Source organism: Algoriphagus sp. PAP.12, assembly GCF_026652115.1.
GTDB lineage: Bacteria > Bacteroidota > Bacteroidia > Cytophagales > Cyclobacteriaceae > Algoriphagus.
The window spans coordinates 359,928-386,662 of the sequence record NZ_JAPPSQ010000001.1; the positions used below are offsets into that span (position 1 = coordinate 359,928).

Consider the following 26,735-nt stretch of genomic DNA (forward strand, 5'->3'; position numbering starts at 1 on the left):
TTTGATTGTTTTAAAAATTTATTGATCGGTATAAAAACCAATTGCTTAGCCCATTAAGCTACTCCTGATTTTTCAGTTTAAAAAATTTTAAAGTCCTGATCTATCTAAAATTCAATGGCCTAAAAATAAAAAAGAGGCCGAAGCCTCTTTCAATATTTTACCAAAGTTTGGATGGATATTCACCCTCATCGTGTAGCTTCTTCAATGCTGCAATCACAATCGGTTTATCATCTGAATAAGTTACCCCAAACCAAGTCTTACCACCAGGCAAAATCTCATAAGCCGCCTTTCCTTCTTTAATCAGGTTATTTGCAACTGTTGGGATATAGAATTCAGATTTAAGGTTGTCCAAATTAGCAGGTAAAAACTCTGCCCACATTCTTTCGATCTCACCAAATACACATTGGTGAAAGCCCCAGAAGTTCATACTTACAGGAGTATCCTCAGGAATCTCAAAAACTTCTCCTTCGCCACGGCTGATTATTTTATCACCTTCTCTAGCGATTGAAGTTCTTTCAACCATCCCAATCAATTGTCCCTTTTCGTTGGTTTCGCAGACTCCTCGACTTACTGTACCATTATCAGATAGGACATTTTGCACAGCATATCCTACCATCGCATGAAGATCAGGTCTCACATCTGTTGCAAGGAACTTACCTAAAACATCAAATGCTTCTTTTCCATAAAAATCATCAGCATTGATCACTGCAAAAGGCTCATTGACGGCATCTTTTGCACACAAAACAGCATGTGCAGTACCAAAAGGCTTCTTTCTGTCTTTCTGCTTCAATTCTTCAGGAACGAAGCTTTCCAAGGTTTGAACCACCCAATCAACTTCAATTTTACCTTCCAACTTTGGCAAAAATATTTCTTTAGCCTCTTTTAGGATTTCCTTTCGTACTATAAATACTACTTTTCCGAAACCCGCTTTGATGGCATCATAAATAGAATATTCTAAAATAGTCTCGCCATTCGGTCCGAAACCATCAATTTGTTTATCTCCTCCATATCTGCTCCCCATTCCGGCAGCTAAAACTAGTAATGTTGGTTTTTGAGTCATTGCTCTGTGTTTCTGTTAAAAGCGTGGGCAAAATTAACTGAATTGCTGTGCGGCGCAAGGATAATTCCATCCTTCATTCAAAATGAGAGGTTCATTTTAGAGCCTACTTCAAGAAAAAAGAAATTTATTCTTCAGAGAAATGGATTCAAAAAACACTATAAACAAACTTTTATACACTTTTTTTCTATAGTCAGGATATTTTTTTGCCCTTATTTTGATTTTGATACAATTTTTGAATTACTTTCATGCCGAATTCTCAACAAACCATTAAACCCATTGAAAAAATGAAAAAAATAGAAGCGATCATCCGGACTTCTCGCTTTGAGCAAATACATACTTGTATTTCTGGTCTCGGAGTAAAATTTCTTTCCTTCTATGAAATCAAGGGAATGGGCTTTGAGCACGCACGACTTGAAAAATACCGTGGAGTTGCTTATGAACCTGCCTATATCCCAAGAACCAAATTAGAAATAGTAACCACTGATGATCTGGTAGAGCCAGTAATCCAATGCATTCTCAAAGAAGGTAAAACTGGAGAAATCGGAGACGGTAAAATCTTTGTCTTTGATGTTTTGGATGCTTATAGAATCAGAAACAACGATACAGGCGAAAACGCTCTTTAACCATCTCTAATCACCAATCGAACCTATCAAACCTATGCAAGAATTATTTACCGTCAACAACCTATGGATGATGGTGGCTACTATTTTGGTATTCATCATGCACCTAGGATTTGCCAGTCTTGAAGCAGGACTAACCAGAGCAAAAAACACCGTTAACATATTATTTAAAAACACCATTATCCCTGCAATCGGTCTTTTGACTTATGCCTTTGTAGGATTTAACTTGATGTATCCAGGAGCAGCTTTCGAAGGATCATTCTTCGGATTTGCAGGTTTTGGTCTTAGCCTTCCTGAAGGTTGGGATTCATCAAACTACAATGAAGGATACACGTTTTACACAGATTTCATCTTCCAGGCCATGTTTGCAGCTACTGCAGCGACCATCGTATCTGGTGCCGTAGCCGAAAGAATCAAATTGGGACCATTTATCTTTTTCTCAGTCCTTTACGTAGCCATCTGCTACCCGATCGTAGGTATGTGGAAATGGGGTGGTGGATTCTTGAATACCTTAGACATTCCTTTCTATGATTTCGCAGGATCAACTATTGTTCACTCTGTAGGTGGATGGGGAGCTCTTGTCGGCGCCTATCTTTTAGGTCCAAGATTTGGAAAATATACTGAGAAAGGAATGAATGCGATTCCTGGTCACAACTTGCCGTTGGCTACTTTGGGGGTATTCCTATTGTGGTTCGGCTGGTTCGGATTCAATGGTGGATCTGTATTGAGCGCTGACCCAGGACTAGTATCTAAAGTATTTGTCACCACCTCTTTGGCAGCAGCTGCTGGAGCATTTGGAGCTTTAATAATTTCATACATCAAATTCAAAAACTATGATATCACCATGGTTCTCAACGGAATCTTGGCAGGTCTTGTAGGTATCACCGCTGGTGCGGATGTGATGGGTCTTTTGGACTCAGTAATCATCGGATTCATCGGAGGAGGATTGATTGTATTTGCAGTTGTATTCTTTGACAAAATCAAAGTCGACGACCCGGTGGGTGCTATCTCTGTTCACTTAGTAGGCGGTATTTGGGGTACATTGGCTGTAGGAATTTTTGGAGACCTAGCTGGAATGGGCCAAGTGATCTCCCAATTAATCGGAATTGCAGCTGTAGGAGTATTCTGCGTTCTATTCGCAGGAGTAATATTCTATACATTGAAGAAAACTGTCGGCATCAAGGTCGACGAAAGAGAAGAGATCGAAGGATTGGATATCAACGAACATGGAATGAGAGCCTATCCTGATTTCGCTTCTAAAGATTAATAAAGAGTACCTGATTAAAACTTAACCAAACCACCAACCGAAGAGCCCCGGTCCGAAAGGATTGGGGTTTTTTACTTTCTCAAAAAATAAATCTGAAATCACTTTAAAATTTTGCCATATATCAAAAAACCCTGCTTTTGGCAGGGTTCAAATTTTAGATTGCAGGCTGAAAATAACGGTTGAGAATTGTCTTGTGGACTTTCCCAAACATTTGATAACACCAGTCCTTAAATTCTTCAACTTCATCCGGTAAAATAAGTCTTAGGCCTTTTCTCAGCTCTCTTTCAAATAAATAAGTAGAAAAGCTGACTTTCTGCAAAATGGTCTTCACATATTCTATCATAGTTTAAAGAGTTTAGGTTTATTAACTGATTTTAAGTTTCAATACGAAGGCATTTCCTCCATTGTTACGTAAAATTGAGTCAAGAGATATTTAAATATCCTTAATTTCGCAACTATGTCTAAAACGCTTATCACTTCTTTTTTGGTATTGCTTTGCTCCCTTTTTACAGGAATTCTGCTTGCGCAGGAGGTAGAAGTGGAATTGGGGCCCGATCAAATCGGGCTAAATGAAACTTTCACCATCAAAATAAGTGTAGCCAACGAAAAAATCAAATCCTACGATCAATTCCCGGACATTCCTAGCTTCCAAAAGCAAGGAATCTCACAATCCTCTTCTATGAATGTGATTAATGGTCAGGTAACTAGCTCCAATAGCATCATCCAATACTACAAACCTTCGAAGAAAGGTTCTTTTAATTTACCTGCTTTCTCGATCACGATTAATGGAAATTCATTTGATTTTCAAGGAAAAACTATCGCCGTCGGAGATCCTGTAAGCTCTCAAGGTCTTGGCGGTGGAGGAGATCCTTTTCAGGACTTTTTCAATAGAAATACTGAAGAACCAGAATATATAGAATTGGATGATGAGGCCTTTTTCTCAGTAACTGTAGACAAGGAAGAAATCTATGCCGGAGAAGGATTCAACATCACTTTGGCATTTTACATGTCCGAAAATAATCAGGCCCCTTTCAATTTCTACAAGCCAGGTGACCAATTGGATGAGGTATTGAAAAAAATCAAACCGACCAACGCTTGGGAGGAGAACTACAATATTTCCAATATCGAGCCTGAGCAGGTTACGATCAATGGAAAAAGATGGGTAAGGTATAAGGTTTATGAAGCGACATTTTTTCCATTCTCTGATGGTGAAATCGATATCCCAACTATTCCTTGGGAAATGATCAAGTACAGAGTAGCCAAGAACCCGACCTTCTTCGGTGCCAATCGCCAGGAAGATTTCAAAACCTTCTATTCTGCGCCAAAAACTATCACGGTAAAGCCTCTTCCTCCACATCCATTAAAAAATGAAGTCGCAGTGGGTCAATTCCAACTTCGAGAGAATTTCAAGGATATTGAAGTAGAAACTGGCCAAGGTTTCGATTACAGCTTTGGCATTACCGGTGTAGGAAATATCAACGCTATCAACGAGCCAAAGAGAATTTCATCCCAAAATTTCAATACCTACGATCCAAATGTGCGTCAGCAAATCAATCGTGGCTATGGAAGAGTTTCTGGAATCAAAGAGTTTAATTATTACATCACGATCAATGAGGCTGCTGATGTATCTCTGGACAAATACTTCGAGTGGATCTATTTTGATCCAACTAGAGCTGTTTACGATACCTTGAAACCTCAGGCAAAAGTGCGAGTTGTCGGAGAAAGTAAAGTCAATCAGGCGATCTCTAGTCAAAGGCTCGGAGGAATCTATGACAGGATCAATAGTGAGGACAACCAATTTTTAAACGAGGAATATAAATACTATTTTACGACCGCAATTAACCTGCTTCTATTGGCCTCAGTGGTCTTTTTGGCGGTTGTAATCATTCGAAAAAAATAATGGGTAATTCATTTGGAAAGCTATTCAAAATCACCACGTTCGGTGAGTCACATGGTGTAGCTTTAGGAGTAACAATTGAGGGCTGTCCAGCGGGTCTGGAAATAGATGAAAACTTCATCAGGACTGAGATGCAACGCAGGAAACCTGGACAATCCAAGATCACTACGCAAAGAAAAGAGGAAGATGAAATAGAAATTCTTTCAGGAGTTTTTGAAGGAAAATCCACTGGAACACCTATCGGAATTGTCATCAGAAACGCGGATCAGAAGAGTAAGGACTACTCGCATATCGCGGACAAATTCCGTCCTTCCCATGCAGATTATACCTACTTCGAAAAATACGGTATTCGTGATTATAGGGGTGGCGGAAGAAGCTCAGCAAGAGAAACTGCTGCCAGAGTAGCTGCTGGAGCAGTCGCAAAAATGCTTTTAGCTCATAAAGGAATCGAAATCCAGGCTTACGTCTCTCAAGTAGGCGGATTGGCTTTGGAAAAACCCTATCAAGACCTGGACCTTTCCAAAACCGAAGACAATATTGTCAGATGTCCAGACCCAGAGGTAGCTGAGGAAATGATTGAATTGATCGATTCGGTAAGAAAAGACCGAGACACCATCGGTGGAGTAGTTTCCTGTGTGATCAAAAATACTCCTGCTGGATTAGGCGAACCAGTTTTTGATCGTCTTCATGCAGAATTGGGAAAAGCCATGCTTGGAATCAATGCTGTCAAAGGCTTTGAGTACGGATCTGGCTTCGAAGGTGTAAAAATGAGAGGCAGTCAGCACAACGATCCTTTCGTAAAAGAGGGTGATCAGATCAAAACTACGACCAATTACTCCGGCGGAATTCAAGGTGGAATTTCCAACGGGGAGGACATATATTTCCGTGTTGCATTCAAGCCTGTTGCCACTATCATGCAAGACCAAGAGTCTGTAAATGAAGCTGGTGATGTTGTAACAGTATCTGGAAAAGGTCGTCACGATCCTTGCGTTGTGCCTAGAGCGGTACCAATCGTGGAAGCCATGGCCGCATTGGTCATAGCCGATTATTTATTATTGGCAAAAAGCAATAAACTAGCCGACTTATAAATCAAGCTACATGCTAAAAAAGATACCTTTACATACTCAGATTATTATTGGACTGGTTTTAGGATTAGTCTTCGGATTGGTAGTGATCAAAACCAGTATCCCCAACTCATTCACAATTGATTTCATCAAACCAATTGGTACCATCTTCATCAATTCACTGAAGATGATTGCTGTACCCTTGGTATTCGCTTCTTTGATAGTAGGGGTATCTAATTTGGGAGATATCTCCAAACTTAGCCGAATCGGAGGAAAGACAATCGGTACCTATCTAGTTACCACTGTTTTAGCAATTACCATTGGATTGGTGTTAGTAAACATTTTCCAACCGGGAAAAAGTCTTCCTGTGGACACCAGAGAGAACCTGATGAAATTGTATGAAGGAGATGCAGGCTCTAGAGTAAGTACAGCAGCTGAACTCCAGAAGCAAAGCCCTCTTCAACCATTGGTGGACATTGTTCCCCAAAACGTTTTCCAAGCAGCCACTGACAATGGAGCAATGCTTCAAGTGGTATTTTTCGCGATTTTGGTAGGTATTGCCTTACTTCAGATCCCAAAAGGAAAGGGAGATCCGGTTATTGCCTTTTTTGATGGAATGAATGAAGTGATCATCCGGATTGTAAATTACATCATGATGATCGCTCCATATGGAGTATTCGCCTTGATGGCTTCCCTGATTGTGGAAATCGCGGGAGACAATCCTGATTCCGCCATTGAATTGTTATTAGCTCTGTTGAAATACAGTTTGGTAGTATTGGGAGGTCTTTTCACTATGATTTTATTGATTTATCCATTGATTTTGATGGGATTCACCAAAGTGAAATACAAAGACTTCTTCAAAGCAATCAGACCTGCTCAGCTTTTGGCATTTTCTACCAGTTCCAGCTCTGCGACCTTGCCAGTTACTATGAAGCAAGTAGAGGAAGAACTGGGAGTTTCTGAAGAGGTTTCAAGTTTTGTCCTTCCTTTAGGAGCAACTGTCAACATGGATGGGACCAGTCTTTACCAGGGTGTAGCTGCAGTATTTATTGCTCAGGCTCTGGGTATGGAGTTGTCATTGACACAACAGTTGATGATTGTATTGACTGCAACCTTGGCTTCCATTGGTTCGGCAGGCGTTCCGGGTGCTGGATTGATTATGTTGATTATCGTATTAGAATCTATCGGTGTTCCTGCTGCAGGGATTGCCTTGATTATCGCTCCTGATAGAATTTTGGACATGTTTAGAACAGTCGTTAATGTAACTGGAGATGCCACTGTATGTACAATCGTAGCCAGTACAGAAGGAGAATTACCAGATGGATTGATCAGAAAAAGTAATCCACTCACTCCAAACGAATAAATCATAGAAAATTTCAATCGAAAGGTCAGGGTCTCAAGGCTCTGACCTTTCGTCTTTTCTGAGAAAAACCGACGTTTTCAGGAACTTATGCCTTATTTTTGCGCTTGAAAAAGCAAAAATAACCTATGCGCCAATCCTGGTGGAAAATTCTAGCCATTGGCCTGCTGCTGTACACGATCATTGCAGGTCTTCTAATGGATGTCCCTCGACTAGCCATCTTAAATGAGACGATCCGAGCCTTACACTTTCATGTGACAATGTGGTTTGGAATGATCCTCTTACTCATCATTTCGGTTTATTATAGCATCCGCTATTTGAGAACAAATAATCTGAAAGATGATGACATGGCTATAGAATTCACAAATTCCGCCATCCTATTCGGAGTGTTGGGAATTGCCACGGGGATGCTTTGGGCCAAATTCACTTGGGGAGATTACTGGAGTGGAGATCCTAAACAAAACGCCGCTGCCATTGGAATCTTGATGTACTTCGCTTACTTGATTCTTAGAAATTCACTGACTGATTTGCAGCAAAGAGCAAGGATCGGCGCGATCTACAACATCTTTGCTTTCGCAGCCTTTATCCCTTTGATATTTGTGCTTCCAAGATTGACTGACAGCCTTCACCCTGGGAATGGAGGCAACCCTGGATTCAATGCTTATGACTTGGATTCCAAACTTCGAATGGTTTTTTATCCGGCCATCATAGGATGGACACTTTTGGGAGGTTGGATAGCAACCGTAAGAGTTAGAATGCGTAGGGTTGAAAGGGTTTTAGAAGATAAATTGATTAATTCCTGATACATGAAAAAATTACTAATTGTATTGATGCTGGCTTTCAGCCTTTCTGCACTTGCACAGGAGAAGATTCCAGTGACGGAATCAGACTATAGCAACAATTCTGTGGAAATGGCTGATAAAATGAGAGAAGACGGCAAAATCTACGTTCTGGTAGGTGTGATTGCTATCATCTTTGCTGGCATTACCGTTTATCTAATCGGCACAGACAGGAAAATTTCCAAACTAGAAAAAACTATTTCCCCAAAATAATAAGACCATGAAAAAAGGACACATCATCGGAATCGGTATCATTGCCATCGCCATTGTGATCATTATGACTTCCATTGGGGATGCCAGTAGCTACGAGACATTTGACACAGCTTGGGAAATGAAAGAAGATGGCCAGGATAAAGCCATTCATGTAGTGGGTCAATTGAAAAAAGACACTGCTGGTGAAGTTACCGGACTCAATGTCCGTGAAGATAAAACTTCTTTCACTTTCGTCTTGGTTGACAATGACGGCACAGAGCAGGAAGTATTCTATAACGAACCAGTTCCAGCTGATTTTACCAGATCTGAATCTGTAGTAGTAATCGGCTCCTATAAAAACAAAGACATCTTCATCGCAGACAAAATCTTGATGAAATGTCCATCCAAATACCAGGAAACAGAAGTGCAGGCGGCAGGCATGTGATGTAGCAGCAAGACTTAAGAATTCATGATCAACACCTTTATCGGTAATCTCGGCCACATGATGACCATCGTGGCCTTTGTGAGTGCATTGGTGACAGCCTTTGCATACTTCCAGTATTTCAAGGCGAATGAATTAGAAAAAGCTAGCTGGAAACGCTTCAGTAGAGTTTCATTCTACATTCATGCGGTATCCAGTATCATGATTGCATTTTCTCTTTTTGAGATCATCTACAATCATCGATTTGAATACTTCTATGCCTACTCACACTCGAGTATGGCCTTGCCTGTCCATTACATGATTTCCAGCTTCTGGGAAGGTCAAGAAGGTGCTTTTATCCTTTGGATCTTCTGGAATGTAATTCTCGGATTTTTCCTGATTCATACCAACAAAGTTTGGGAGGCGCCAGTAATGATTGTTTTCGCCTTGGTTCAGGCATTCTTAGTCTCCATGATCTTAGGTGTAGTCATTGTTGACTTCAAAATCGGTAGCTCTCCATTTATCCTTTTGAGGGATGCCACACAGGCACCGATTTTCCAGATGAACCCAGACTTTATTCCTGAAGATGGAACTGGACTGAACCCATTATTGCAGAATATCTGGATGGTAATTCACCCACCAACATTGTTTTTGGGATATGCTTCTACTTTGATCCCTTTTGCTTATCTGATCGGAGGATTAGTCACCAAAAAATATTCTGAGTGGATTAGACCGGCTCTTCCTTGGGCTATTTTCTCCGCTATGATTTTGGGAATGGGTATCCTGATGGGAGCTTATTGGGCTTATGTGACTTTGAACTTTGGAGGATATTGGAACTGGGATCCAGTAGAGAATGCAGTTTATGTTCCTTGGCTGATTATGGTGGCGGCGATTCACACAATGATCACTTTCAAGAAAAGTGCTACTGCCCTGAAAACCTCAATTGTCCTAGTTATCCTATCTTTCATCTTGGTACTCTATGCAACTTTCTTGACTAGATCCGGGATTTTGGGAGATGCATCTGTCCACTCATTCACCGATTTGGGATTATCTGGACAGTTATTTATTTATTTGATTTTCTTTACCCTTGTGGCAATCTTCCTTTCAGCTCGTGCGTGGAAACATATTCCAAGCTCTGAAAAAGAAGCATCCGTTTACTCTAGAGAATTCTGGATTTTCATCGGAGCGACTACATTGGGTTTGATGGGATTCCAAGTGATCTTGCCAACTTCAATTCCGGCTTGGAATGCAATGGTAGAAAGCTTTGGAGGAATCTCCAATATGGCTCCACCTGCTGATCAGGTTGAGTTTTACACTAAATTCCAGCTTTGGTTCGGAATTGCTTTGGCACTTTTGACAGCTGTAGGCCAGTTCTTCTGGTGGCAAAAAATGGACAAAAAGGCATTGAAAGATGCTTTGTTGACTCCCTACATTATTTCCGTGGTGATTTCAGCTTTGATTATTGTCTTAGCCAAAGTCTATGATTGGAAATACATGATTCTAGTGGTTGCAGGGACTTTTACCATCGTAGCCAATGCCGTAATCCTTTCCAGACTGATGAAGAAATCTACCTTCAAATTGGCAGGTGGATCTTTGGCTCATATCGGATTGGGAATGATGCTGGTGGGGATCATGTTTAGCTCAGGTTATTCTGAGACCATTTCTATCAATATGTCAGGTCTGACTTACAGCAATAGCTGGGAGGATGAATTGAATAAAGAGCACGTTCTTCTTTGGATCAATAAGCCTTTGCAGATGAAAGATTACACCGTCATCTACAGAGGTAGACAAAAGAAAGTGGTGGGTATTCCTGAATTTGTACCAGCCAAAATCCTTGAATCTACAGACCAAGTCAACGAAGCCATTGCCTTAGAAGATTACAAGGATTATTTCAAAAAAGGAGACAAGGTCAATATCGTTTTGGAAGAGAATGACTATTTCAAAATTGATTATTACCAAAATGAGGTAATGAAGTTCTCACTAAGCCCAATGTCCCAGTTCAATGCTGGAATGGGCGGATTGATTTCTTCTCCAGATTCTAAGATTTTCATCGATAAGGATCTATATACCTATGTAGCCGCGATGAACGACTACGAAGATCCGGAGTGGAAGGAAGACCAGTTTTATGAAGTCTCTCCAGGCGAGCAGTTCCACATTGCTGACTATGTCACCTATTTTGATGGAGCGGAGGTCTTAAGAGAAATCGACGATTATGTACTTCAAGAAGGTGATGTAGCAGTGAAGGCAAAGCTTAGAATCTTGGATTATGATGTGGAGAAAAAAATTGAACCGACTTTCATCATCAGAAACAACCAAGTAGGTAAACTCCATGTCGTGGATAATGAATTGGGTATCAAAGTGACCCTGGATAATATCTTGCCAGAACAAAACAAATTCGTCTTCAAAGTCAATCAATATCAAAAGGACTATGTAGTGATGAAGGCAATTGTGAAGCCATATATCAACGTACTTTGGATCGGTTCTCTGATCATGTTGGTCGGGTTTACTGTGGCGATTTACCGTCGATTTGACGAGTTCAAAAAAATGAGGGATAAGGGATTGGAATAAGAATTATCCTACATAATTTTGGAAAGGAAGGTGAATCACCTTCCTTTTTTCATTTAAAATGGACTTTTCAAAGAATTTTATCTATCCAACTGAGAAGAAACTAGTATATTTTGAATATTAAATACTACACCTAAACCCATTACAAATTATGAAGATCAGTAAGGATGACTTTTTGAAAATGCAGGAGAAGTACGATAAAGAAGTCAAAAAGGGCAAGCCAGCCAAAGACAAGAAAAACAAAGACATTGACAATCAAACCAATTGGGTGTTTTTTGACAAAAAGACTTTACAGGATATTTTGGATAAAGCAGATAATGTAAAAGGTGGCATCAAATTTTATATGACCGAATATACCGATGAGACTGCCCAAGAGATGCATCCTGAAAATCCTGATGAATATGTAGGAAGGTTAACCTTGGTTCTTTCGCCAACAACATTGGAAGCTAGTACAGGAATCGGTGATCCTGAAGAAGAATATTATAATAAAGGGGCCAGTTGTCCGCCTAACTGCGAAATTTAATTCCAAAATGGAAGAGTTTTTTGAAAGAATAAACAAACCCTATTTTCAAGGTTTGTTTATTCTTGCCATTTTGGGACTGTATTTTTACCTCCGAAATTCAACCGTCAACAAAAAGAACCCTAGGTTTTATTTAGCCTTATCTTTCCTTGTTGTTGTTGTTTTCTATGAATTTCTAGCTGCATATTTTTTAGCTTTTAAAAAATACAATCAATTCTTTCACGAATTGATTTCAGATGTTCCTTTCAAAGGTTACAATATCTGGGTATTTAATATTTTCAATTACCTAATTTCCAAGATACTATTAGTCTCCTGGATTAACCATTTTATTACAAATCCAAAATTAAAAAAATCTATCTCCTTCCTCTTGATTGGGTTTATTACCTCTTCTTTGATTATTTTTCTTACCAAGTATGAAGAGATCAGCTATTTCCTTACCATAATTCCCTTTTTAGGTTATGTGTTGAGTATCATAGCAAGTGGATTATTTTTTGTGGACTTAATCACCTCAGGTTCCTATTTACCCATCAACCCGATACGATTTATCCCATTTTGGATTATCACTTTTAATCTTTTCCAGAATGTCATTTTATTATTAGCGGACATTGCCTCAGACTATTTGGCATTTAACAAAATTCAACTTTATAATCTCTTTAATTACATTTCGCAAACCCTATACATTCTAATGCTGATTTCGATTGTTGTAATTTTTTTAAATAAGGGTTTATTTATTGAAAAGAAAGTGGAAACAGCTTAATGAAAGAGGAAAGTTCGATATCTAAGATTCCCCAACAAGACAGTGGAATCTTCTTTAACCTTATAAAAAAGTGCTGATAGGAGTTTTTGATAGGATTCTTTCAAATCCATATTTAATTGGGATCCATTCACTGGCATTCTTGGGAATTATTACTTTCAGCTTATTCCCAGCTAAATTAAAAAAACAGCCTCCTTATTTTTTGGCAATTATTGTACTACTAACTATATCCTTTTACGAATTTTTCGGACCCTACACCCTGGTGGATAGGGATTTTAATGAATCCATGCATCATCTCATTTCCAATGTTCCATATCAAGGATGGAATTTATGGGCCTATAATATTTTTAGATATCAAATTTCTCTGATATTCATCAATAGCTGGATTAGTCTTTTCATATGCAATCAGCAATTCAAAAAGATTCTCATTTCCCTATTATTGATATTTATTGGAGTTAGTCTATTCCTAGAGCTCACCAAAATCCAAGAGATCACTGGTTTCCAGCCTATTATTTATTTCATGGGATATGTATTAAGTATTACTGCATGTTGTCTTTTTTTCGTGGATTTGGTAAGCTCAGAAAGATATCTAGATATAAATCCATTAAGATTTATTCCATTTTGGTTTATCAATTGCTACCTTTTTCAAAATGTGCTCTTGATGTTAGCAGAAATGGCTGGAGAATACCTGTCGTTTAACAATTTAACCCTTTACTTTTTTTTCAAATACATTTCTATGATCCAGTATTTCTTTATGTTGACTTTAATTGTTTCAATTTTTTTAAAGAGGAGTTTATTTATTGAAAAGAAAGCAAAAGCCGCTTAATAGGAAATGCTAAATAAAGTTTTTGATAGGATTCTATCTCACCCCTATTTAATTGGGATTTTCTCTCTTGCATTTATTGGTGTCATTGCATTTCTATTTTTACCTGCCCAAAAGAAAAAACAGCCGGAATTTTATTTGGCTTTCCTTTTCCTTTTAATTGTTTCATTTGTGAAATGATGGCAATCTATTTAGTTGTCAATAAAGAATTGAACAAAAAAATTCACGAACTTATTTCGGATTCAGACTTTATGGGTCATAATACTTGGTTATATAATGTTTTCAACTATCAATTATCGAAAATTCCTTTGATTCTTTGGGTCAATTGTTTCTTAAGTAATATTAAAATTCGGAAGATCAATCTTTCCCTTTTGGGAATTTTTATTTTCGCAGCCCAAGTTTTAACCCTATCCAAAATTCAAGAAATCTCAGGATTTCAACCCCTTAATTATTTAATGAGTCATATCCTTGGAATTATTGCATGTGGACTTTTTTTTGTAGACTTAATTAGTTCTGAAAAGTCCTTAGAAATTAACCCACTTAGATTTATTCCTTTTTGGTTCATAACCCTAACTTTATTCCAGCAAGTCATTGTCTTCCTAGCAGAAATGTCAAATGATTACCTAGCCTTTAACGAAGTCACTTTATACTTCTTTTTCAATTATATCTCTATGATTCTCTATGTACTGATGTTTGCCACTATTGTCGTACTGTTTATTAATCAAGGTTTATTTATTGAAAAGAAAGTAAAAACAGCCTAATGGAAGAAGAAAGTCAGATTGTATTTATCTTATTTGCTGGAGCTTTTTTGGCAGCTTTAATGGCAACTTTTGTTGTCGCGATGGTGATTTTGCATAGGCAAAGACAGGTGCAGAACAAGCAAAAAATGGAACAACTCCAGCTGGAGCATGAGCGAACCTTGCTGAATATAGAAAATGAAATCCAGCAGGAAACCATGAGTCATATTGGGCGTGAATTGCATGATAACATCGGTCAGCTCCTTTCACTATCCAAACTGTATCTGGGTTCCTCCAAACCTGAAAAACAGGCAGAAGGTCGGGAACTCATTACCAAAGTAATCTCTGAAGTAAGGGGGCTTTCCAAAACCTTGAATCTGGATTGGGTGGAAAGCATTTCTATCCGTGAATTTGCAAAACAGCAATTAGATAGAATTCAAGCCACTGGTTTTTGCCAAACTGAACTCGATCAAGAAGGAGACCCTTGGGAACTAGAGAAAAATCAAAAATTGGTTTTTATCAGAGTGATTCAAGAGTGTCTAAACAATGCCATCAAGCATGCCACTCCAGATAAAGTTTCTATCCAAATCATCAAGAATGAATCGGGAAGATTGATTATCATCCTAGATGATGGAAAGGGATTCGATACCACCATTCCTTCCAAGGGAAGCGGTATGACAAACCTCAAGAAACGGATGGAAACCATTGGTGGAGAATTTTTAATCCATTCTTCACCCGGAAATGGTACAGAGATCAAACTACTTTTGCCAAATTGATTATATAAACCTAATTTAGGTTTCACCCTTATTTATTATGATTCGGATAGCTATAGCCGATGACCATACTTTATTTGCCAAAGGCATTGAGGGATTGTTGGAGGAGCATGATGACCTTTTGGTCATGGGGCTTTTTCCAAATGGTCAGGAATTGGTTGAATTTTTAGAGTCCAATACTGCTGATGTGGTGTTGACAGATCTCAACATGCCTATTTTGGATGGATTTGGTGTGCTTTCTACTTTAAAAGAAAGAGAGGATTGCCCCAAAATAGTAGTACTGTCCATGTATGACGAGGAAAAAATCTACAAAGAATGTCTTGATAAAGGTGCCGACGGATTTATCCTCAAAGATGCTGATCCAGATGAATTAGTTTTCACCATCCGAGAAGTGCACGAAGGTCGTCACGTCCTCAATTTTGAGCGAGTAATCGAACAGGCCAGACCCAATGCATTTTTTGACTCCTTTAGGGACAAATACCGGCTTTCCCGCAGGGAAGTACAAATTGTTTCCTTGGTAAAAGAAGGCCATACCAATAAAGAAATCGCAGGTCTTTTGGGTCTAAGTCCGAGTACGGTTGAAACACACAGAAAAAATATCCATCAAAAATTAGGTGTGAATTCTCGAATAGAATTAGTGAACAAAGCCTACGAAATGAATTTGTAATGAGCCTATTTTCTCCCATCAGAACTGCCATAGTAGGATTTGGCACCGTTGCCGAAAAAGTCCATGCTCCATTGATTGATGTTTGTCCAGACTTGGTACTTTCAGCAGTAGTTGAAAGGAAAAGCAACAAATGCGAGCAAATCTATCCAGATGTGACCACCTATAGAAGCTTGGAAGAGCTTTTGGAACAAGATGGAGCCGACCTGATTGTCATCACCACGCCTAATGAATATCATTTCCCATATGCCAAGCTTGCTTTGGAGGCTGGAAAGCACGTGGTAGTGGACAAACCAGTGACGATTTTTTCACATGAAGCAGAGGAATTAAAAGCTCTTGCTGAAGAAAAAGGAAAAATCTGTACTGTCTTCCAAAACCGAAGATTTGATGGAGACTTCTTGACTATTCAGGAATTAATAAAGAATGAAACCTTAGGAAAAATCGTCTATCTGGAATCTCATTTTGATAGATTCAGACCTGAAGTCTCTGATAACTGGAGAGAAAAAGAAGTTCCCGGAAATGGGATTACTTATGACCTGGGCACTCACTTAATAGATCAAGCTATTGTTGCTTTTGGTTTACCGGAAAGCTTGCAAGCTGATATCAGAAAAGAAAGGGAGCATGCCATTGCCGATGATCACTTTGACATCACTTTATTTTACACAGATAAAAAAGTACGGGTAACAGCAGGCGTTTTGGTTGCTGCACCAACACCCAAATTTTTGCTTTTGGGTGAAAAAGGATCTTATCTCAAATATGGTTTGGATGTCCAAGAGGCTGCATTGAAGTCAGGACAGAAACCAGAGGGTACTAATTGGGGCCACGAACCTGAGGAAAAATGGGGCAAGCTGTACCTGGAGAATGAGGAAAAATTTCTGCACACAGTTCCTGGAGACTATCGCATTTTTTACCAAAACATTGCTGACGCTATTTTAAAGCAAAAATCTTTAAAAGTAGAAATATCGCAGGCTATTAGCGTTTTAAAGCTGATTGAGGCATCTTTCCACAGTTCTAAATCAGGCAATAGAATCAGTCGGACCGAAGGAAATTGGTAATCGGAATTGAATTTGAATTCAAGGGTGTAATTCAAATTCAATTCTTATGAAAAAGACATTAACCATTTTCTTCTTTTTATTCGGTCTAATCGCAACCGCAAAAGCTCAGGTAAGTGCTGGGGTTGATATTTTCTCTTCAGACACCTTTGTGACGATCGGAACCAATCCTGACAATAACCTTTTTGGTGAAGGTAGAATCAGCACCGGGGGAGATATCGGTATTGAGTTGATGGGAGGATACAACCTGATCAAAAAGCAAGATGTCAACTTTTACCTAGGACTTGGCTTGGGAGTCAACGATGATAGAAGAGGAAATGACTTCTACATCGGGGTACCATTTGGTCTTTTGGTAAAACCCTTTGGAGGTGCTCCAAACCTTGGACTTGTGTTAGAAGCTGCTCCGATCATTCCAGATGAAACTGACTCCTATTTTAGAGCCGGATTTGGTTTCAAGTATACTTTCAGGTAAGAAATTTAGAAGGGTAATTTCCCTAAATCAACATTTCCGCCGGAGAGAATGATTGCCACTTTCTTTCCGGCAAACTTTTCTTTATTGGCCAACAAAGCCGCCAAAGGAACTGCAGAAGATGGTTCGATCACGATTTTCATTCTTTCATAAACCAATCTCATGGCATCCACAATTTCTGATTCGCTTGCTAAAAGGATATCCTCCACATAATCGGAAATCAATTTAAAATTCAATTTTCCTAGTGATGTCAAAAGTCCATCAGCAATGGTTTTTGGACCAGTTTGAGGGATTAATTTACCAGCTTGGAAAGATTGAAAGGCATCATCAGCACCCGCGGGTTCTCCTGCGACCACTTTGATCTCAGGCTTCATCAAATGAACCAGCAGAGCCGTACCTCCCAATAAACCTCCACCACCAACTGGTGCCATCAGGATATCCAAATCTGGTTTTTCTTCCAAAATTTCCAATGCACATGTTGCCTGTCCTTCAATCACATCCATGAAATCATAGGGAGGTATAAAAGTGGCTCCTGTCTCCTCCACCACTTTTTCCAAAGTCGTTTCTCTTGCTTGAAGGTTGGGTTCGCATTCGATGATAATCCCGCCATATCCTTTCACAGCTTTTTTCTTGATTTCAGGAGCATTGGAAGGCATCACGATATAGGCTGGAATCCCAGCCACTTTTGCAGCTCTTGCCAAAGCAGCCGCATGATTTCCACTGCTATGAGTTGCCACTCCAAGACTTCGCTCCTTTTCAGAAAGTTTCAAAACAGCATTTGCGGCACCTCTCGCCTTGAATGCACCCACTTTCTGGAAATTTTCACACTTAAAGAAAACCTCACATCCGGCAATTTCATTGATGGCCGAAGATGATAAAATTGGGGTGTAATGAACAAAAGGCTTGATTCTTTCTGCAGCTGACTTGATAGCCTCTAGACTTGGAAATTGAGTAGATTCCATGGGATTGATTTGTGACAAGTCCTCAAATTAAAGGATAGATTTTGATTTATTCCCATTCAATTTTTACAAGCCAATAAATTCTTCTTTCTTCGGATATGAATTGGAATTCCTTTGATTTCTTTCCACTAATGGGAGAAAAACTAAGCTCTCAAAATACGATGTCTCTTGATTTTTCACCCTCCAACACCGCCTTGGATGAAGTGGACATTACTAATACTGCCACTTTCAACCAGTTTGTATTTGATCAGCTGAAAAGAAGCGAGAAAAAGTATGGAATAGGTGGATATTTGGAGCATCGGGCAATTTATAGAAGGTCTCAGGTATTTGCAACAGAAGAGGCAGATTTCCGGGATATTCATTTGGGAATTGACATTTGGTGTGAGGCTGGAAGCCCTATTTATTCTCCCTTTGACGCAGTAATTCATGGTTTTCAGGACAATACCAGTTTTGGAAACTATGGCCCCACCATCATCCTTGAGCATGATCTAGAAGGGAAAAAGCTTTACTCACTTTATGGTCATTTAACAAGAACAGACTTTGACTCACTCCAAGTAGGTCAAAAACTGGAAAAAGGAGAAAAATTCTGCCATGTTGGTCCTTTTCCGGAAAATGGAGACTGGCCTCCACATCTGCACTATCAACTGATGTGGGACATGCTTGGGAATTCGGGAGATTTCCCCGGAGTGGCTTCCAGAAAGGACTTGAATAAATTCTCTGAAATCTGCCCTGATCCCAATTGGATCATAGGCTATGATTTGCCTGAGTAATCAATCTCAATCCATTCAATGTTAGATTCCGATCGATCAGATCGAAGTCCTTCTCCAATGGAGTCAAAATCTCAGACAAACCTCCAGTTGCGATTACTTTGTAATCATGGTTTGTTTCTTCTTTGATTCGCTTGACCATGCCTTGGACCAAACCTGTATATCCATAAAGAATCCCTGCCTGGATCGCATGAATGGTATCCTTTCCAATTGCAGATTCTGGAAGTTTTAATTCCACTTCTGGCAATTTGGAAGTATTTGTAAAGAGGGATTTGATGGCCGTTCTTAGGCCCGGAACGATAGAAACTCCCTGGATTTTTCCTTGACCATTGACTACTGTAAATGTCAAAGCTGTTCCAAAATCCACAACAATCGCTGCTTGCTTGAATCTATCCCAAGCAGCCACGACATTGCACATGAGATCGGTCCCCATTTCTTGAGGCCTTTGAGTTTTCACTTCCAAAACTTTATATGCTGTGGGAGAAATGAGAAAAGGCTCAATACCAAAATAGTTTTTACAGAAATCTACAATCAGCCCATTGACTTCAGGAACCACCGAGCTAAATCCAATTTCGCGTATATCGGCAGCGCTCAAACCATGTTCTAAAAAGTATACCGGGACTTTTTTTGCCAATTGAGAAATCAATTTGGCAGTTTTGGTTTCCAATCTAAATTGGTTGGTCCAAGTCTTGGATTCCTGATTGTACAAGGCAAAAACTACATTGGAGTTACCGGCATCTATCGCTAAAAACATTCTTTTTTCATTTTTGACTAATTTAGGATTTCAAGAAAGGAAAATCCAAAAACACGAATCAAATATGTATTCACTGAGAGAAGGAAAAATCGAGGATTTGCCTCGCGTATTAGAATTAATCAAGGAGCTGGCACTTTACGAAAAAGCTCCTGAACAAGTCACAAATACCATTGAGATGATGGAAAAGGACGGCTTTGGTCCCAATCCGGTTTATGGGCTTTTTGTCTGTGAAAAAAATGAGACAAACGAGCTCATTGGAATCGCCATCTATTACTACAGATACAGTACGTGGAAAGGAAGAAGAATGTATCTGGAGGATATTGTCGTGACAGAATCTGAAAGGGGAAATGGTGCAGGAAAATTATTATTTGACAGAGTAATGACCAAATCACTTGAAGAAGGGTGTACTGGCATGATGTGGCAGGTGTTGGATTGGAATGAGCCCGCAATCAACTTTTATAAAAAGTACGGAGCATACCTTGAAGCAGGTTGGCTGAATGCACATTTGCAAGATTTTGAGATCAAGCAATACTTTGACTAAAAAAAGAAGCCCGACCATTTGGCCGGGCTTACTTATTATGACTTCACGCTATAATTAGGAGCTTCTCTGGTAACACTCACATCGTGAGGGTGAGATTCTTTCACTCCAGCGGCCGTGATTTTTACAAATTTTCCATTCTTCTGAAGGTCCTCAATGGTTTTGGTCCCACAATAGCCCATACCTGCCTGAAGACCGCCAACCAATTGGTACAATACTTCAGCAACTTGGCCCTTGTAAGGAACCCTACCAACGATTCCTTCTGGAACCAATTTTTTGATATTGTCCTCAGCATCTTGGAAGTATCTGTCTTTGGAGCCTGATTCCATGGCTTCCAATGAACCCATACCTCTATAAGTCTTGAATTTTCTTCCTTCGAAAATGATCATCTCTCCAGGAGCTTCTTCTGTACCTCCCAAAAGAGAACCAATCATGATGGAGCTACCACCAGCTGCAATGGCTTTCACCAAATCACCTGAATATCGGATACCACCATCGGCGATTACTGGAACTCCTCTTTCTTTCAATGCTTCTGCGCATTCAAATACAGCAGAAAGCTGAGGTACCCCAACACCTGCGATAATTCTTGTGGTACAGATAGAACCTGGACCAACACCCACTTTTACAGCATCTGCCCCAGCATCTGCTAAAGCGATAGCTGCTTCTGGAGTTGCAATATTTCCAACGATAACTTCCAGATCAGGGAAAGCATCTTTGATTTTTCTACAAGTATCGATTACTCCTTTAGAGTGTCCGTGTGCTGTATCGATGGAAACCACATCAACACCTGCATTTTTCAATGCTTCTACACGCTCTACGATATCTGCGGTCACACCTACTGCAGCTCCTACTCTTAGTCTTCCGTATTCATCCTTACATGCATTTGGCTTATCCTTTCTCTTTAGGATATCCTTGTAAGTGATCAAACCAGTTAGTTTATTTTCCTCATCGACGATTGGAAGTTTTTCGATTTTGTATTCCTGAAGGATTTCTTCAGCCTCTTCCAATGATACTCCAGCCTTGGCAGTCACCAAGTTGTCGATAGTCATGATTTCTTTAATCGGACGATTGGCATCTTTGATAAAACGAAGGTCACGGTTTGTGATGATTCCTTTCAAAACGCGGTTTTCATCCACCACAGGAATACCTCCAATATGGTATTCTCTCATAATGCTTTCAGCATCTCTTACCTTGGCATTGATATCCAAAGTAATCGGGTCCAAGATCATCCCAGCCTGAGAACGCTTCACTTTTCTCACTTGAGCAGCTTGCTTCTCAATTGACATGTTTTTGTGAATGAAGCCCAAACCACCTTCTAATGCAATAGCAATAGCAAGTTCAGCCTCAGTCACTGTATCCATGGCAGCGGAAACAAGAGGAATGTTCAATCTGATTTTTTTGGTGAGCTGGGTGGAAGTGTTTGTCTCACGAGGAAGAACTTCAGAATACCCAGGAACAAGAAGCACGTCGTCGTAGGTAAGTGCTTCGTAGAGGAATTTATCGGAGTTTCGATTCATAGCAAATATCGGTTGTAGGTAACCCTATTTGCCCGTCAAAGATACAAACAATTATCAATGTGATGCTAAGCCAAAAGAAAAAATCTTCCGTATTGGAAGATTTTTTCATCGATTTTAGAATTTCCTTCTTTTAACTAGGTATTTCTAGTCTTTCTCATTGTCACTGAAAGTCCAAGAATATGAGTTAAAGTCTTTGAAATTATTCAGGAAGCTGAATCGTATAAGTTTTCCCTCTTCTGACATTCAAGTTCTTATCTCTAAGCCATGGATTATAAATTTTCAACTCTTTATAAGAAGATCCTTGATCTTTTGCCCACTGAGCCAAGCTTTTGATATCCTGATCTACAGTGACCTCTTTCAAGGCTGGTTCTTTGTAATAATCCTCAGGTCTAAGGCCAAATCCATATTTCTTCGGGTTTTCAAAAATGACTTTAAATGCTAACACACGAAACATATAGCGACTCGTCTCATCATTAAGAAGAAGATCGTAATAGTTTTCTTGCAGCTGTTCATTTTGCCTTCTGTTGAATCCTGTCTGACCCATATTATAGCTAGCAGCGACCGCTGTCCAGTTTCCAAACTTTTGATGAGACTGGTTCAGGTATTTGGTAGCTGCAACTGTAGATTTTTGCCAATTGTATCGTTCATCCACATCATTTGAAACCTCCAATCCAAATTCCTTTGCAGTAGGTGCCATAAATTGCCAGAATCCTTTCGCTCCAGCTGGAGATGAAACATTCATCAAAGCTGATTCTGCTATTGCCAAATATTTGAAATCATCGGGAACTCCATTAGCTTTCAATATCTCGCTGATTTCCTCCAAATATTTTCCAGAACGCTTCATCAATAAAACCATATTGGATTGCCAATAGGCATTCACATAGATTTCTCGCTCTAGTCTTTCATATACATCCTGGATTTCCAGTGGGACCTTTTCACCCGCAAATTCCAAAGTGGAAGGAATTTCAAAAATTCTTACAGAATCCGGCGGTAGAGTCGGAAGGCCCATCGCTCCCAATACAGGAGGCTCAACTTCTGGTTCTTTGGGAGTAATTTTTTGCCACATTACTGCGACAAGAACTAGGCAGATGAATACTAAACCATATAAAATGTAAGCGTGATTTTTTTGCATTAGAAATTCGGGCTCAACAAGTATTTGCTATAGAAATCGTCAATCACCTGAACTGCCTCGGTAGCATCTTCGACTACAGAGAAAAGATCAAGATCCTCTTCATTGATGTATTTGTGTTCCAAAAGAGTCTTTTTAATCCAGTCAACCAATCCTTCCCAATAGTTCTTACCAACCAGCACGATTGGGAATCTTCCGATTTTGTTGGTTTGGATTAAGGTAAGAGCCTCAAAAAACTCATCCATTGTGCCAAAACCACCTGGAAGCACTACAAATCCTTGGGAATAGCGGATAAACATTACTTTTCTCACAAAGAAATAATCGAAGGTTATCAGCTTATCTCTGTCAATATAGATGTTATTAAATTGCTCAAAAGGCAACACAATATTCAAACCCACAGATTTACCACCTTCCGAGTGCGCCCCTTTGTTACCGGCTTCCATAATACCCGGACCACCACCAGTGATTACTCCATAGCCATGGCGCACCAATTTGGCAGCTATTTCTTCTGCCATTTTATAGTGATTGTGATCTCTTGGTGTTCTAGCAGATCCAAAAATGGATACACATGGTCCTATTTTGGCCAACTTTTCAAAGCCATCTACAAACTCGGCCATAACTTTAAAAATCGCCCAAGAATCAGCACTTTTTATTTCACTCCAATCTTTCTCTTTAAAGGCCCTCCTGATTCGATCCTCTTGTTCTTTTGATTCTAGGTTACTCATGGTTTAATTACTTTTATTTAAAGAAAACGATCTTCAAAGAGAATCGTCGACTTATTTAAAAACTATTGATTTTTTGAAATTCTAATCCCTTGAAAATCAAGTTAAAAAAATCTTTAAGAGAAAGAATCAAATTACTATTCTGCTCGCTAATTTTGCATTGCTTTTTACAAATATTTGAATCTAAAAGATAAATCTCAAGCTGTTCTGGCCTTGTATCAGGACCTTGAGGCGGAGGCAAAACCATTTGCTTCTGAGGGCAAATTAGGCTGTTTTTCTGGATGCGGGCTATGTTGCGCCAATCCAAAAATCCCAGCATCACCTTTAGAATTTTTACCCTTGGCATTTGAGCTATATGACAAATCTGCTGCTGAAGCTACTTTGAGAATCATTGAGGAAAATCCATCTGGGAATTGTGTCCAATTTAGGGCTCAGGACCCTGTGGGAAACCAAGGGTTCTGTAGCAACTATCAAAACAGGGGATTGATTTGTAGGCTTTTTGGATCTGCTGCTAGACGAAACAAAGTTGGTCAGAAAGAGTTGATCATATGTAAAAAACTCAAAGAAGGAAAGCCAAATGAGTTTTTGGAAACAACACAGAAAATAAATCAAGATTTAGAAATTCCGATGGCCACGGCCTATTATACGCAGGCTCGGGATATTGATGAGAGTCTAGCAGAAGAATTCCCCATTAATGAAGCCATTAGACGTTCTATTGAACTAGTTTTGCGTTTTAAGTATTATGAGGAAGAAGAAAAGGCAACTGAATTCTAATTTTTTTGCTCTTTGCAATTAAATTATATTAGAGTTGTCAAAAGAATGCTTCATTTTTAATCTAAAGTATGCTAAAGGTTACTGAAATAGTGCAGACTGTAAAAAGTCTGGTAGAAACCCGAATTAACATTGTCAAGCAAGAGGTTCAGGACGAATTCTTAGGAATCGTATCACGAACTATCCTTCTGATCGTGATAGGCGGGCTTACATTGCTTGTATTATTATTTTTCAGTCTTTCTTTAGCTTTCTACCTCAGTACAATCTTTGAATCCCCATTCTTGGGCTTTCTAATAGTAGGGCTATTGTATTTGGTCATATTATTGGCACTTTATATGGGAAGATATTCCATAGGAATTCAGGAGAAAGTTCAAGGAGGACTCAAGGATTTTATTTTTAGCAAAATCAAAAAAAGAGAAGAGAAAGAAGATGAGTAAGGAATTGGAAAATCAGGCGGAAGAGTTAGAACAAACTCTTCAGAAGCAATTAGATCTCCTGAAGAAAGATTCTGAAGATTGGGTAAAAGTCGGTGGAGCGGTCGTTGCAGGAGGACTATTGGCATATGCAATCGTCAAGTTGGCAAAGGGAAAAAAAACTAAAAAAAATCTAAAAGCCCTTGAAGTTCTTGAAAGGGAAGGACTATTAACCGAGGAACTCGAAAAAAAGATTACACAACCCAAAAAATCCACTTTTTGGCCAAGTTTGAGTCAGCGTCTTTTGATTTTGGGATTGGCATTGGCAAAAGAAAAATACTTTAAAGACTTATTCTCTAGCCCAGAATCCGATGAAAAGCAAAAAGAAAGTCATCGCTAAATCTTTAAAAGCTTTTTCGAAGAAGAATAAAAAAGGAATTGCTTGGCTGATTGACCCTGACAAATTTTCTCTATCCAAAGAATTTGACTGGAATTGGATTCAAAATACCAGCTTGGATTTTATTTTTGTCGGCGGAAGCCATTTTGACCAAAACAACTTTGAGGAGATTATTTCTTATGTAAAAAAATTTGCAAAGAATATCCCAGTTGTAATTTTTCCAGGTTCTAAACTTCAAGTTTCAGCACAAGCAGATGGCATTTTGTTCTTGAGCTTGATATCAGGAAGGAACCCAGATTATTTGATCTCTCAACAAGTGAAAGCAGCAAAGCAAGTACATCATTCCAACTTAGAGGTCCTTCCTACAGCCTACCTGCTTGTCAATGATGGAGAAATAAAAAGTGTCCACAGAGAATCCAATACCCTGCCGATTCCAAATTCCAATCGAGAAGAGATTATCAGCACTGCTTTGGCAGGTAAATTCTTAGGAATGAATTATTGCTTTTTGGATGCTGGAAGTGGAGCCAGGAATTCAGTTTCTCCTGAGGTAATTACTTCCATTAAGGAGTGTCTAGATTGCCCTTTAATTGTAGGGGGAGGAATAGATTCTCTCCAAAAAATCAATCAGGCCTTTGAGTCTGGAGCTGATTTGGTGGTGATAGGCAATCAAATAGAAAAGGACCCCGATTTTCTATCTGAGGTCCTTTCATTTAAAGATTGGTATAATCAGAGTCTACACGTTAATTAGACTTTCTCTTCTTCTCATCTTTCCTGCCGGCACTCCGTACATCATTTTAAATCTACGGCAGAAATATGCTGTATCCTTGTAGCCGACTTCTTTACCGATATCTCGAATAGATTTTTTGGTTGTTCTCAATAAATCCACAGCTGCTTCCATTCTTTGATATTCAATATAATCCTGAGGATTGATACCTGTCAACATTTTGAAATATTGCCCAACGTAATCTTCAGAAACGTTTGCAACCTTGGCTAAGACTTTATTGGAAAGATCACCACCCAAATTTGTCTTGATAAATTTGAATAACTCGATTAATCTAGGATCCTTGAAGTAGGTGACATTGGTAGAAAGCTCTTCAAGGAACAGTCTATTTTTTAAGATATGTCTTAATAATTCAATAACTAGAACTTCTGTTAATGAACGAAGTACACGCTCTTTTCCAACACTACTTTGTTCCAGCTCTTTCATAATATCCTCAATCAACATCCCAATTCTATCATTGAATCGAATGACAAATGCCGGGATATCTAAAGAGTTAAAGAAATTGACTACATCAAATACCTTGGATTCAAAGCTTACAACAGACACACAATCTTCTTGTGCATTTCTAATATCCTTAATACTTACACTTTGCAGATACTTTTTCTTGTTCTCTTGATAGCTATCCATGGAGATTTCGGCCTTCTTGGATCCACCCCCAAAAGTCAAAGAGGTCTTTTTCTCACCTGGTAAGAAAAGTACTTCTCCCTCATTTAGAAGCTCTTGATCCTCCCCAAACTTCAGACTACCATGATGAAGTAGAACCAACATATTATCAAATTCCTTATGATCGGAAATAGTCACTGGCTTTTCAACCAGGAAATTATTCCCTCTAAGAAACCTAACATTTACCGATTCTATAACCTTGTTGTAATATTCCATGAATTTTTTGAAGAAAAATTGTTTAACAAAA

At 39.1% G+C, this 26,735-nt stretch carries 29 protein-coding genes; 21 read left to right on the plus strand and 8 right to left on the minus strand.

Annotated elements, in window-relative coordinates:
- Positions 1–157: 157 nt before the first annotated feature.
- Complete coding sequence (locus tag O0V13_RS01500; protein ID WP_268033222.1) at positions 158–1,060, minus strand: nucleotidyltransferase family protein; 903 nt, start codon at positions 1,058–1,060, stop codon at positions 158–160.
- Positions 1,061–1,344: 284 nt separating this feature from the next.
- Between O0V13_RS01500 and O0V13_RS01505 the strand changes: the two genes are divergently transcribed.
- Both O0V13_RS01505 and O0V13_RS01510 read left to right on the plus strand, forming a co-directional pair.
- Positions 1,345–1,683, plus strand: coding sequence for a P-II family nitrogen regulator (locus O0V13_RS01505; RefSeq protein ID WP_268033223.1), 339 nt, complete (start codon positions 1,345–1,347; stop codon positions 1,681–1,683).
- Positions 1,684–1,717: 34 nt separating this feature from the next.
- Positions 1,718–2,947 (plus strand): ammonium transporter, encoded by a 1,230-nt coding sequence (locus O0V13_RS01510; RefSeq protein WP_268033224.1) that lies wholly within the window; start codon positions 1,718–1,720, stop codon positions 2,945–2,947.
- Between the two features lie 154 nt (positions 2,948–3,101).
- Here the strand turns inward: O0V13_RS01510 and O0V13_RS01515 are convergent, their stop codons facing one another.
- Positions 3,102–3,290, minus strand: a complete 189-nt coding sequence (locus O0V13_RS01515; protein WP_268033225.1) for a hypothetical protein — start codon at positions 3,288–3,290, stop codon at positions 3,102–3,104.
- Positions 3,291–3,404: 114 nt separating this feature from the next.
- Here O0V13_RS01515 and O0V13_RS01520 point away from each other — a divergent pair, with 114 nt between their 5' ends.
- The 13 genes from O0V13_RS01520 (at position 3,405) to O0V13_RS01580 (ending at position 17,080) form a co-directional block, all read left to right on the plus strand.
- On the plus strand, positions 3,405–4,847 hold the full coding sequence (locus O0V13_RS01520) for a BatD family protein (protein WP_268033226.1): 1,443 nt from the start codon (positions 3,405–3,407) through the stop codon (positions 4,845–4,847).
- On the plus strand, positions 4,847–5,932 hold the full coding sequence (aroC, locus tag O0V13_RS01525) for a chorismate synthase (RefSeq protein ID WP_268033227.1): 1,086 nt from the start codon (positions 4,847–4,849) through the stop codon (positions 5,930–5,932). The genes O0V13_RS01520 and aroC overlap by 1 nt, the downstream gene beginning before the upstream one ends.
- Before the next feature lie 10 nt (positions 5,933–5,942).
- Positions 5,943–7,271, plus strand: a complete 1,329-nt coding sequence (locus O0V13_RS01530; RefSeq protein ID WP_268033228.1) for a dicarboxylate/amino acid:cation symporter — start codon at positions 5,943–5,945, stop codon at positions 7,269–7,271.
- A gap of 125 nt (positions 7,272–7,396) precedes the next feature.
- The gene (ccsA, locus tag O0V13_RS01535; RefSeq protein ID WP_268033229.1) at positions 7,397–8,071 is read left to right on the plus strand and encodes a cytochrome c biogenesis protein CcsA; all 675 of its coding nucleotides are present in this window, start codon (positions 7,397–7,399) and stop codon (positions 8,069–8,071) included.
- Between the two features lie 3 nt (positions 8,072–8,074).
- Positions 8,075–8,320 carry a CcmD family protein gene (locus O0V13_RS01540; protein WP_268033230.1) on the plus strand — a complete coding sequence of 82 codons (246 nt, stop codon included), beginning with the start codon at positions 8,075–8,077 and terminating at the stop codon, positions 8,318–8,320.
- A gap of 7 nt (positions 8,321–8,327) precedes the next feature.
- Positions 8,328–8,744 (plus strand): cytochrome c maturation protein CcmE domain-containing protein, encoded by a 417-nt coding sequence (locus O0V13_RS01545; protein ID WP_268033231.1) that lies wholly within the window; start codon positions 8,328–8,330, stop codon positions 8,742–8,744.
- 24 nt (positions 8,745–8,768) lie between these two features.
- The gene (gene ccsA, locus O0V13_RS01550) at positions 8,769–11,288 is read left to right on the plus strand and encodes a cytochrome c biogenesis protein CcsA (protein WP_268033232.1); all 2,520 of its coding nucleotides are present in this window, start codon (positions 8,769–8,771) and stop codon (positions 11,286–11,288) included.
- 148 nt (positions 11,289–11,436) lie between these two features.
- Positions 11,437–11,808: a molecular chaperone DnaK gene (locus O0V13_RS01555; protein WP_268033233.1), complete on the plus strand. Its 372-nt coding sequence runs from the start codon at positions 11,437–11,439 to the stop codon at positions 11,806–11,808.
- Positions 11,809–13,558: 1,750 nt separating this feature from the next.
- A complete protein-coding gene (locus O0V13_RS01560) occupies positions 13,559–14,143 on the plus strand; it encodes a hypothetical protein (RefSeq protein ID WP_268033234.1) in 585 nt (194 codons plus the stop codon).
- On the plus strand, positions 14,143–14,895 hold the full coding sequence (locus O0V13_RS01565) for a sensor histidine kinase (protein WP_268033235.1): 753 nt from the start codon (positions 14,143–14,145) through the stop codon (positions 14,893–14,895). The genes O0V13_RS01560 and O0V13_RS01565 overlap by 1 nt, the downstream gene beginning before the upstream one ends.
- A gap of 37 nt (positions 14,896–14,932) precedes the next feature.
- Positions 14,933–15,559 (plus strand): response regulator transcription factor, encoded by a 627-nt coding sequence (locus tag O0V13_RS01570; protein WP_268033236.1) that lies wholly within the window; start codon positions 14,933–14,935, stop codon positions 15,557–15,559.
- Positions 15,559–16,611, plus strand: a complete 1,053-nt coding sequence (locus O0V13_RS01575; RefSeq protein WP_268033237.1) for an oxidoreductase — start codon at positions 15,559–15,561, stop codon at positions 16,609–16,611. Before O0V13_RS01570 ends, O0V13_RS01575 begins: the two co-directional genes overlap by 1 nt.
- Positions 16,612–16,657: 46 nt before the next feature.
- A complete protein-coding gene (locus O0V13_RS01580; protein ID WP_268033238.1) occupies positions 16,658–17,080 on the plus strand; it encodes an outer membrane insertion C- signal in 423 nt (140 codons plus the stop codon).
- Between the two features lie 5 nt (positions 17,081–17,085).
- Here O0V13_RS01580 and O0V13_RS01585 read toward each other — a convergent pair whose 3' ends face one another.
- The gene (locus tag O0V13_RS01585) at positions 17,086–18,039 is read right to left on the minus strand and encodes a pyridoxal-phosphate dependent enzyme (RefSeq protein WP_268033239.1); all 954 of its coding nucleotides are present in this window, start codon (positions 18,037–18,039) and stop codon (positions 17,086–17,088) included.
- Positions 18,040–18,134: 95 nt separating this feature from the next.
- On the opposite strand from O0V13_RS01585, the gene O0V13_RS01590 reads away from it, so the two are divergent.
- Positions 18,135–18,806, plus strand: coding sequence for a peptidoglycan DD-metalloendopeptidase family protein (locus tag O0V13_RS01590; protein WP_268033240.1), 672 nt, complete (start codon positions 18,135–18,137; stop codon positions 18,804–18,806).
- Here the strand turns inward: O0V13_RS01590 and O0V13_RS01595 are convergent.
- A complete protein-coding gene (locus O0V13_RS01595) occupies positions 18,781–19,557 on the minus strand; it encodes a type III pantothenate kinase (protein WP_268033241.1) in 777 nt (258 codons plus the stop codon). The two genes, O0V13_RS01590 and O0V13_RS01595, sit on opposite strands and share 26 nt — an antisense overlap.
- 64 nt (positions 19,558–19,621) lie before the next feature.
- Here O0V13_RS01595 and O0V13_RS01600 point away from each other — a divergent pair, with 64 nt between their 5' ends.
- A complete protein-coding gene (locus O0V13_RS01600) occupies positions 19,622–20,098 on the plus strand; it encodes a GNAT family N-acetyltransferase (protein WP_268033242.1) in 477 nt (158 codons plus the stop codon).
- A 35-nt stretch (positions 20,099–20,133) separates the two neighbouring features.
- Here O0V13_RS01600 and guaB read toward each other — a convergent pair whose 3' ends face one another.
- From guaB to O0V13_RS01615, 3 genes are all read right to left on the minus strand, one after another.
- Positions 20,134–21,612, minus strand: a complete 1,479-nt coding sequence (guaB, locus tag O0V13_RS01605) for an IMP dehydrogenase (protein WP_268033243.1) — start codon at positions 21,610–21,612, stop codon at positions 20,134–20,136.
- 199 nt (positions 21,613–21,811) lie between these two features.
- Positions 21,812–22,744, minus strand: a complete 933-nt coding sequence (locus tag O0V13_RS01610; protein WP_268033244.1) for a lytic transglycosylase domain-containing protein — start codon at positions 22,742–22,744, stop codon at positions 21,812–21,814.
- Complete coding sequence (locus O0V13_RS01615; protein ID WP_268033245.1) at positions 22,744–23,466, minus strand: TIGR00730 family Rossman fold protein; 723 nt, start codon at positions 23,464–23,466, stop codon at positions 22,744–22,746. The genes O0V13_RS01610 and O0V13_RS01615 overlap by 1 nt, the downstream gene beginning before the upstream one ends.
- A 174-nt stretch (positions 23,467–23,640) precedes the next feature.
- Between O0V13_RS01615 and O0V13_RS01620 the strand changes: the two genes are divergently transcribed.
- The 4 genes from O0V13_RS01620 (at position 23,641) to O0V13_RS01635 (ending at position 25,792) form a co-directional block, all read left to right on the plus strand.
- On the plus strand, positions 23,641–24,237 hold the full coding sequence (locus O0V13_RS01620; RefSeq protein WP_268033246.1) for a YkgJ family cysteine cluster protein: 597 nt from the start codon (positions 23,641–23,643) through the stop codon (positions 24,235–24,237).
- A gap of 68 nt (positions 24,238–24,305) precedes the next feature.
- Positions 24,306–24,671, plus strand: a complete 366-nt coding sequence (locus tag O0V13_RS01625; protein ID WP_268033247.1) for a phage holin family protein — start codon at positions 24,306–24,308, stop codon at positions 24,669–24,671.
- Positions 24,664–25,047 carry a hypothetical protein gene (locus tag O0V13_RS01630; RefSeq protein ID WP_268033248.1) on the plus strand — a complete coding sequence of 128 codons (384 nt, stop codon included), beginning with the start codon at positions 24,664–24,666 and terminating at the stop codon, positions 25,045–25,047. The genes O0V13_RS01625 and O0V13_RS01630 overlap by 8 nt, the downstream gene beginning before the upstream one ends.
- Positions 25,019–25,792, plus strand: a complete 774-nt coding sequence (locus O0V13_RS01635; RefSeq protein WP_268033249.1) for a geranylgeranylglyceryl/heptaprenylglyceryl phosphate synthase — start codon at positions 25,019–25,021, stop codon at positions 25,790–25,792. The genes O0V13_RS01630 and O0V13_RS01635 overlap by 29 nt, the downstream gene beginning before the upstream one ends.
- Here O0V13_RS01635 and O0V13_RS01640 read toward each other — a convergent pair.
- Positions 25,778–26,704, minus strand: coding sequence for a helix-turn-helix domain-containing protein (locus O0V13_RS01640; RefSeq protein WP_268033250.1), 927 nt, complete (start codon positions 26,702–26,704; stop codon positions 25,778–25,780). The genes O0V13_RS01635 and O0V13_RS01640 overlap by 15 nt on opposite strands.
- Between the last annotated feature and the right edge of the window lie 31 nt (positions 26,705–26,735).

Coding starts and splice junctions, on each gene's coding strand:
- O0V13_RS01500 (WP_268033222.1), bottom strand. CDS start 1,060: ATGACTCAAAAACCAACATTACTAGTTTTAGCTGCCGGAATGGGGAGC.
- O0V13_RS01505 (WP_268033223.1), top strand. CDS start 1,345: ATGAAAAAAATAGAAGCGATCATCCGGACTTCTCGCTTTGAGCAAATA.
- O0V13_RS01510 (WP_268033224.1), top strand. CDS start 1,718: ATGCAAGAATTATTTACCGTCAACAACCTATGGATGATGGTGGCTACT.
- O0V13_RS01515 (WP_268033225.1), bottom strand. CDS start 3,290: ATGATAGAATATGTGAAGACCATTTTGCAGAAAGTCAGCTTTTCTACT.
- O0V13_RS01520 (WP_268033226.1), top strand. CDS start 3,405: ATGTCTAAAACGCTTATCACTTCTTTTTTGGTATTGCTTTGCTCCCTT.
- aroC (WP_268033227.1), top strand. CDS start 4,847: ATGGGTAATTCATTTGGAAAGCTATTCAAAATCACCACGTTCGGTGAG.
- O0V13_RS01530 (WP_268033228.1), top strand. CDS start 5,943: ATGCTAAAAAAGATACCTTTACATACTCAGATTATTATTGGACTGGTT.
- ccsA (WP_268033229.1), top strand. CDS start 7,397: ATGCGCCAATCCTGGTGGAAAATTCTAGCCATTGGCCTGCTGCTGTAC.
- O0V13_RS01540 (WP_268033230.1), top strand. CDS start 8,075: ATGAAAAAATTACTAATTGTATTGATGCTGGCTTTCAGCCTTTCTGCA.
- O0V13_RS01545 (WP_268033231.1), top strand. CDS start 8,328: ATGAAAAAAGGACACATCATCGGAATCGGTATCATTGCCATCGCCATT.
- ccsA (WP_268033232.1), top strand. CDS start 8,769: ATGATCAACACCTTTATCGGTAATCTCGGCCACATGATGACCATCGTG.
- O0V13_RS01555 (WP_268033233.1), top strand. CDS start 11,437: ATGAAGATCAGTAAGGATGACTTTTTGAAAATGCAGGAGAAGTACGAT.
- O0V13_RS01560 (WP_268033234.1), top strand. CDS start 13,559: ATGATGGCAATCTATTTAGTTGTCAATAAAGAATTGAACAAAAAAATT.
- O0V13_RS01565 (WP_268033235.1), top strand. CDS start 14,143: ATGGAAGAAGAAAGTCAGATTGTATTTATCTTATTTGCTGGAGCTTTT.
- O0V13_RS01570 (WP_268033236.1), top strand. CDS start 14,933: ATGATTCGGATAGCTATAGCCGATGACCATACTTTATTTGCCAAAGGC.
- O0V13_RS01575 (WP_268033237.1), top strand. CDS start 15,559: ATGAGCCTATTTTCTCCCATCAGAACTGCCATAGTAGGATTTGGCACC.
- O0V13_RS01580 (WP_268033238.1), top strand. CDS start 16,658: ATGAAAAAGACATTAACCATTTTCTTCTTTTTATTCGGTCTAATCGCA.
- O0V13_RS01585 (WP_268033239.1), bottom strand. CDS start 18,039: ATGGAATCTACTCAATTTCCAAGTCTAGAGGCTATCAAGTCAGCTGCA.
- O0V13_RS01590 (WP_268033240.1), top strand. CDS start 18,135: ATGAATTGGAATTCCTTTGATTTCTTTCCACTAATGGGAGAAAAACTA.
- O0V13_RS01595 (WP_268033241.1), bottom strand. CDS start 19,557: ATGTTTTTAGCGATAGATGCCGGTAACTCCAATGTAGTTTTTGCCTTG.
- O0V13_RS01600 (WP_268033242.1), top strand. CDS start 19,622: ATGTATTCACTGAGAGAAGGAAAAATCGAGGATTTGCCTCGCGTATTA.
- guaB (WP_268033243.1), bottom strand. CDS start 21,612: ATGAATCGAAACTCCGATAAATTCCTCTACGAAGCACTTACCTACGAC.
- O0V13_RS01610 (WP_268033244.1), bottom strand. CDS start 22,744: ATGCAAAAAAATCACGCTTACATTTTATATGGTTTAGTATTCATCTGC.
- O0V13_RS01615 (WP_268033245.1), bottom strand. CDS start 23,466: ATGAGTAACCTAGAATCAAAAGAACAAGAGGATCGAATCAGGAGGGCC.
- O0V13_RS01625 (WP_268033247.1), top strand. CDS start 24,306: ATGCTAAAGGTTACTGAAATAGTGCAGACTGTAAAAAGTCTGGTAGAA.
- O0V13_RS01630 (WP_268033248.1), top strand. CDS start 24,664: ATGAGTAAGGAATTGGAAAATCAGGCGGAAGAGTTAGAACAAACTCTT.
- O0V13_RS01635 (WP_268033249.1), top strand. CDS start 25,019: ATGAAAAGCAAAAAGAAAGTCATCGCTAAATCTTTAAAAGCTTTTTCG.
- O0V13_RS01640 (WP_268033250.1), bottom strand. CDS start 26,704: ATGGAATATTACAACAAGGTTATAGAATCGGTAAATGTTAGGTTTCTT.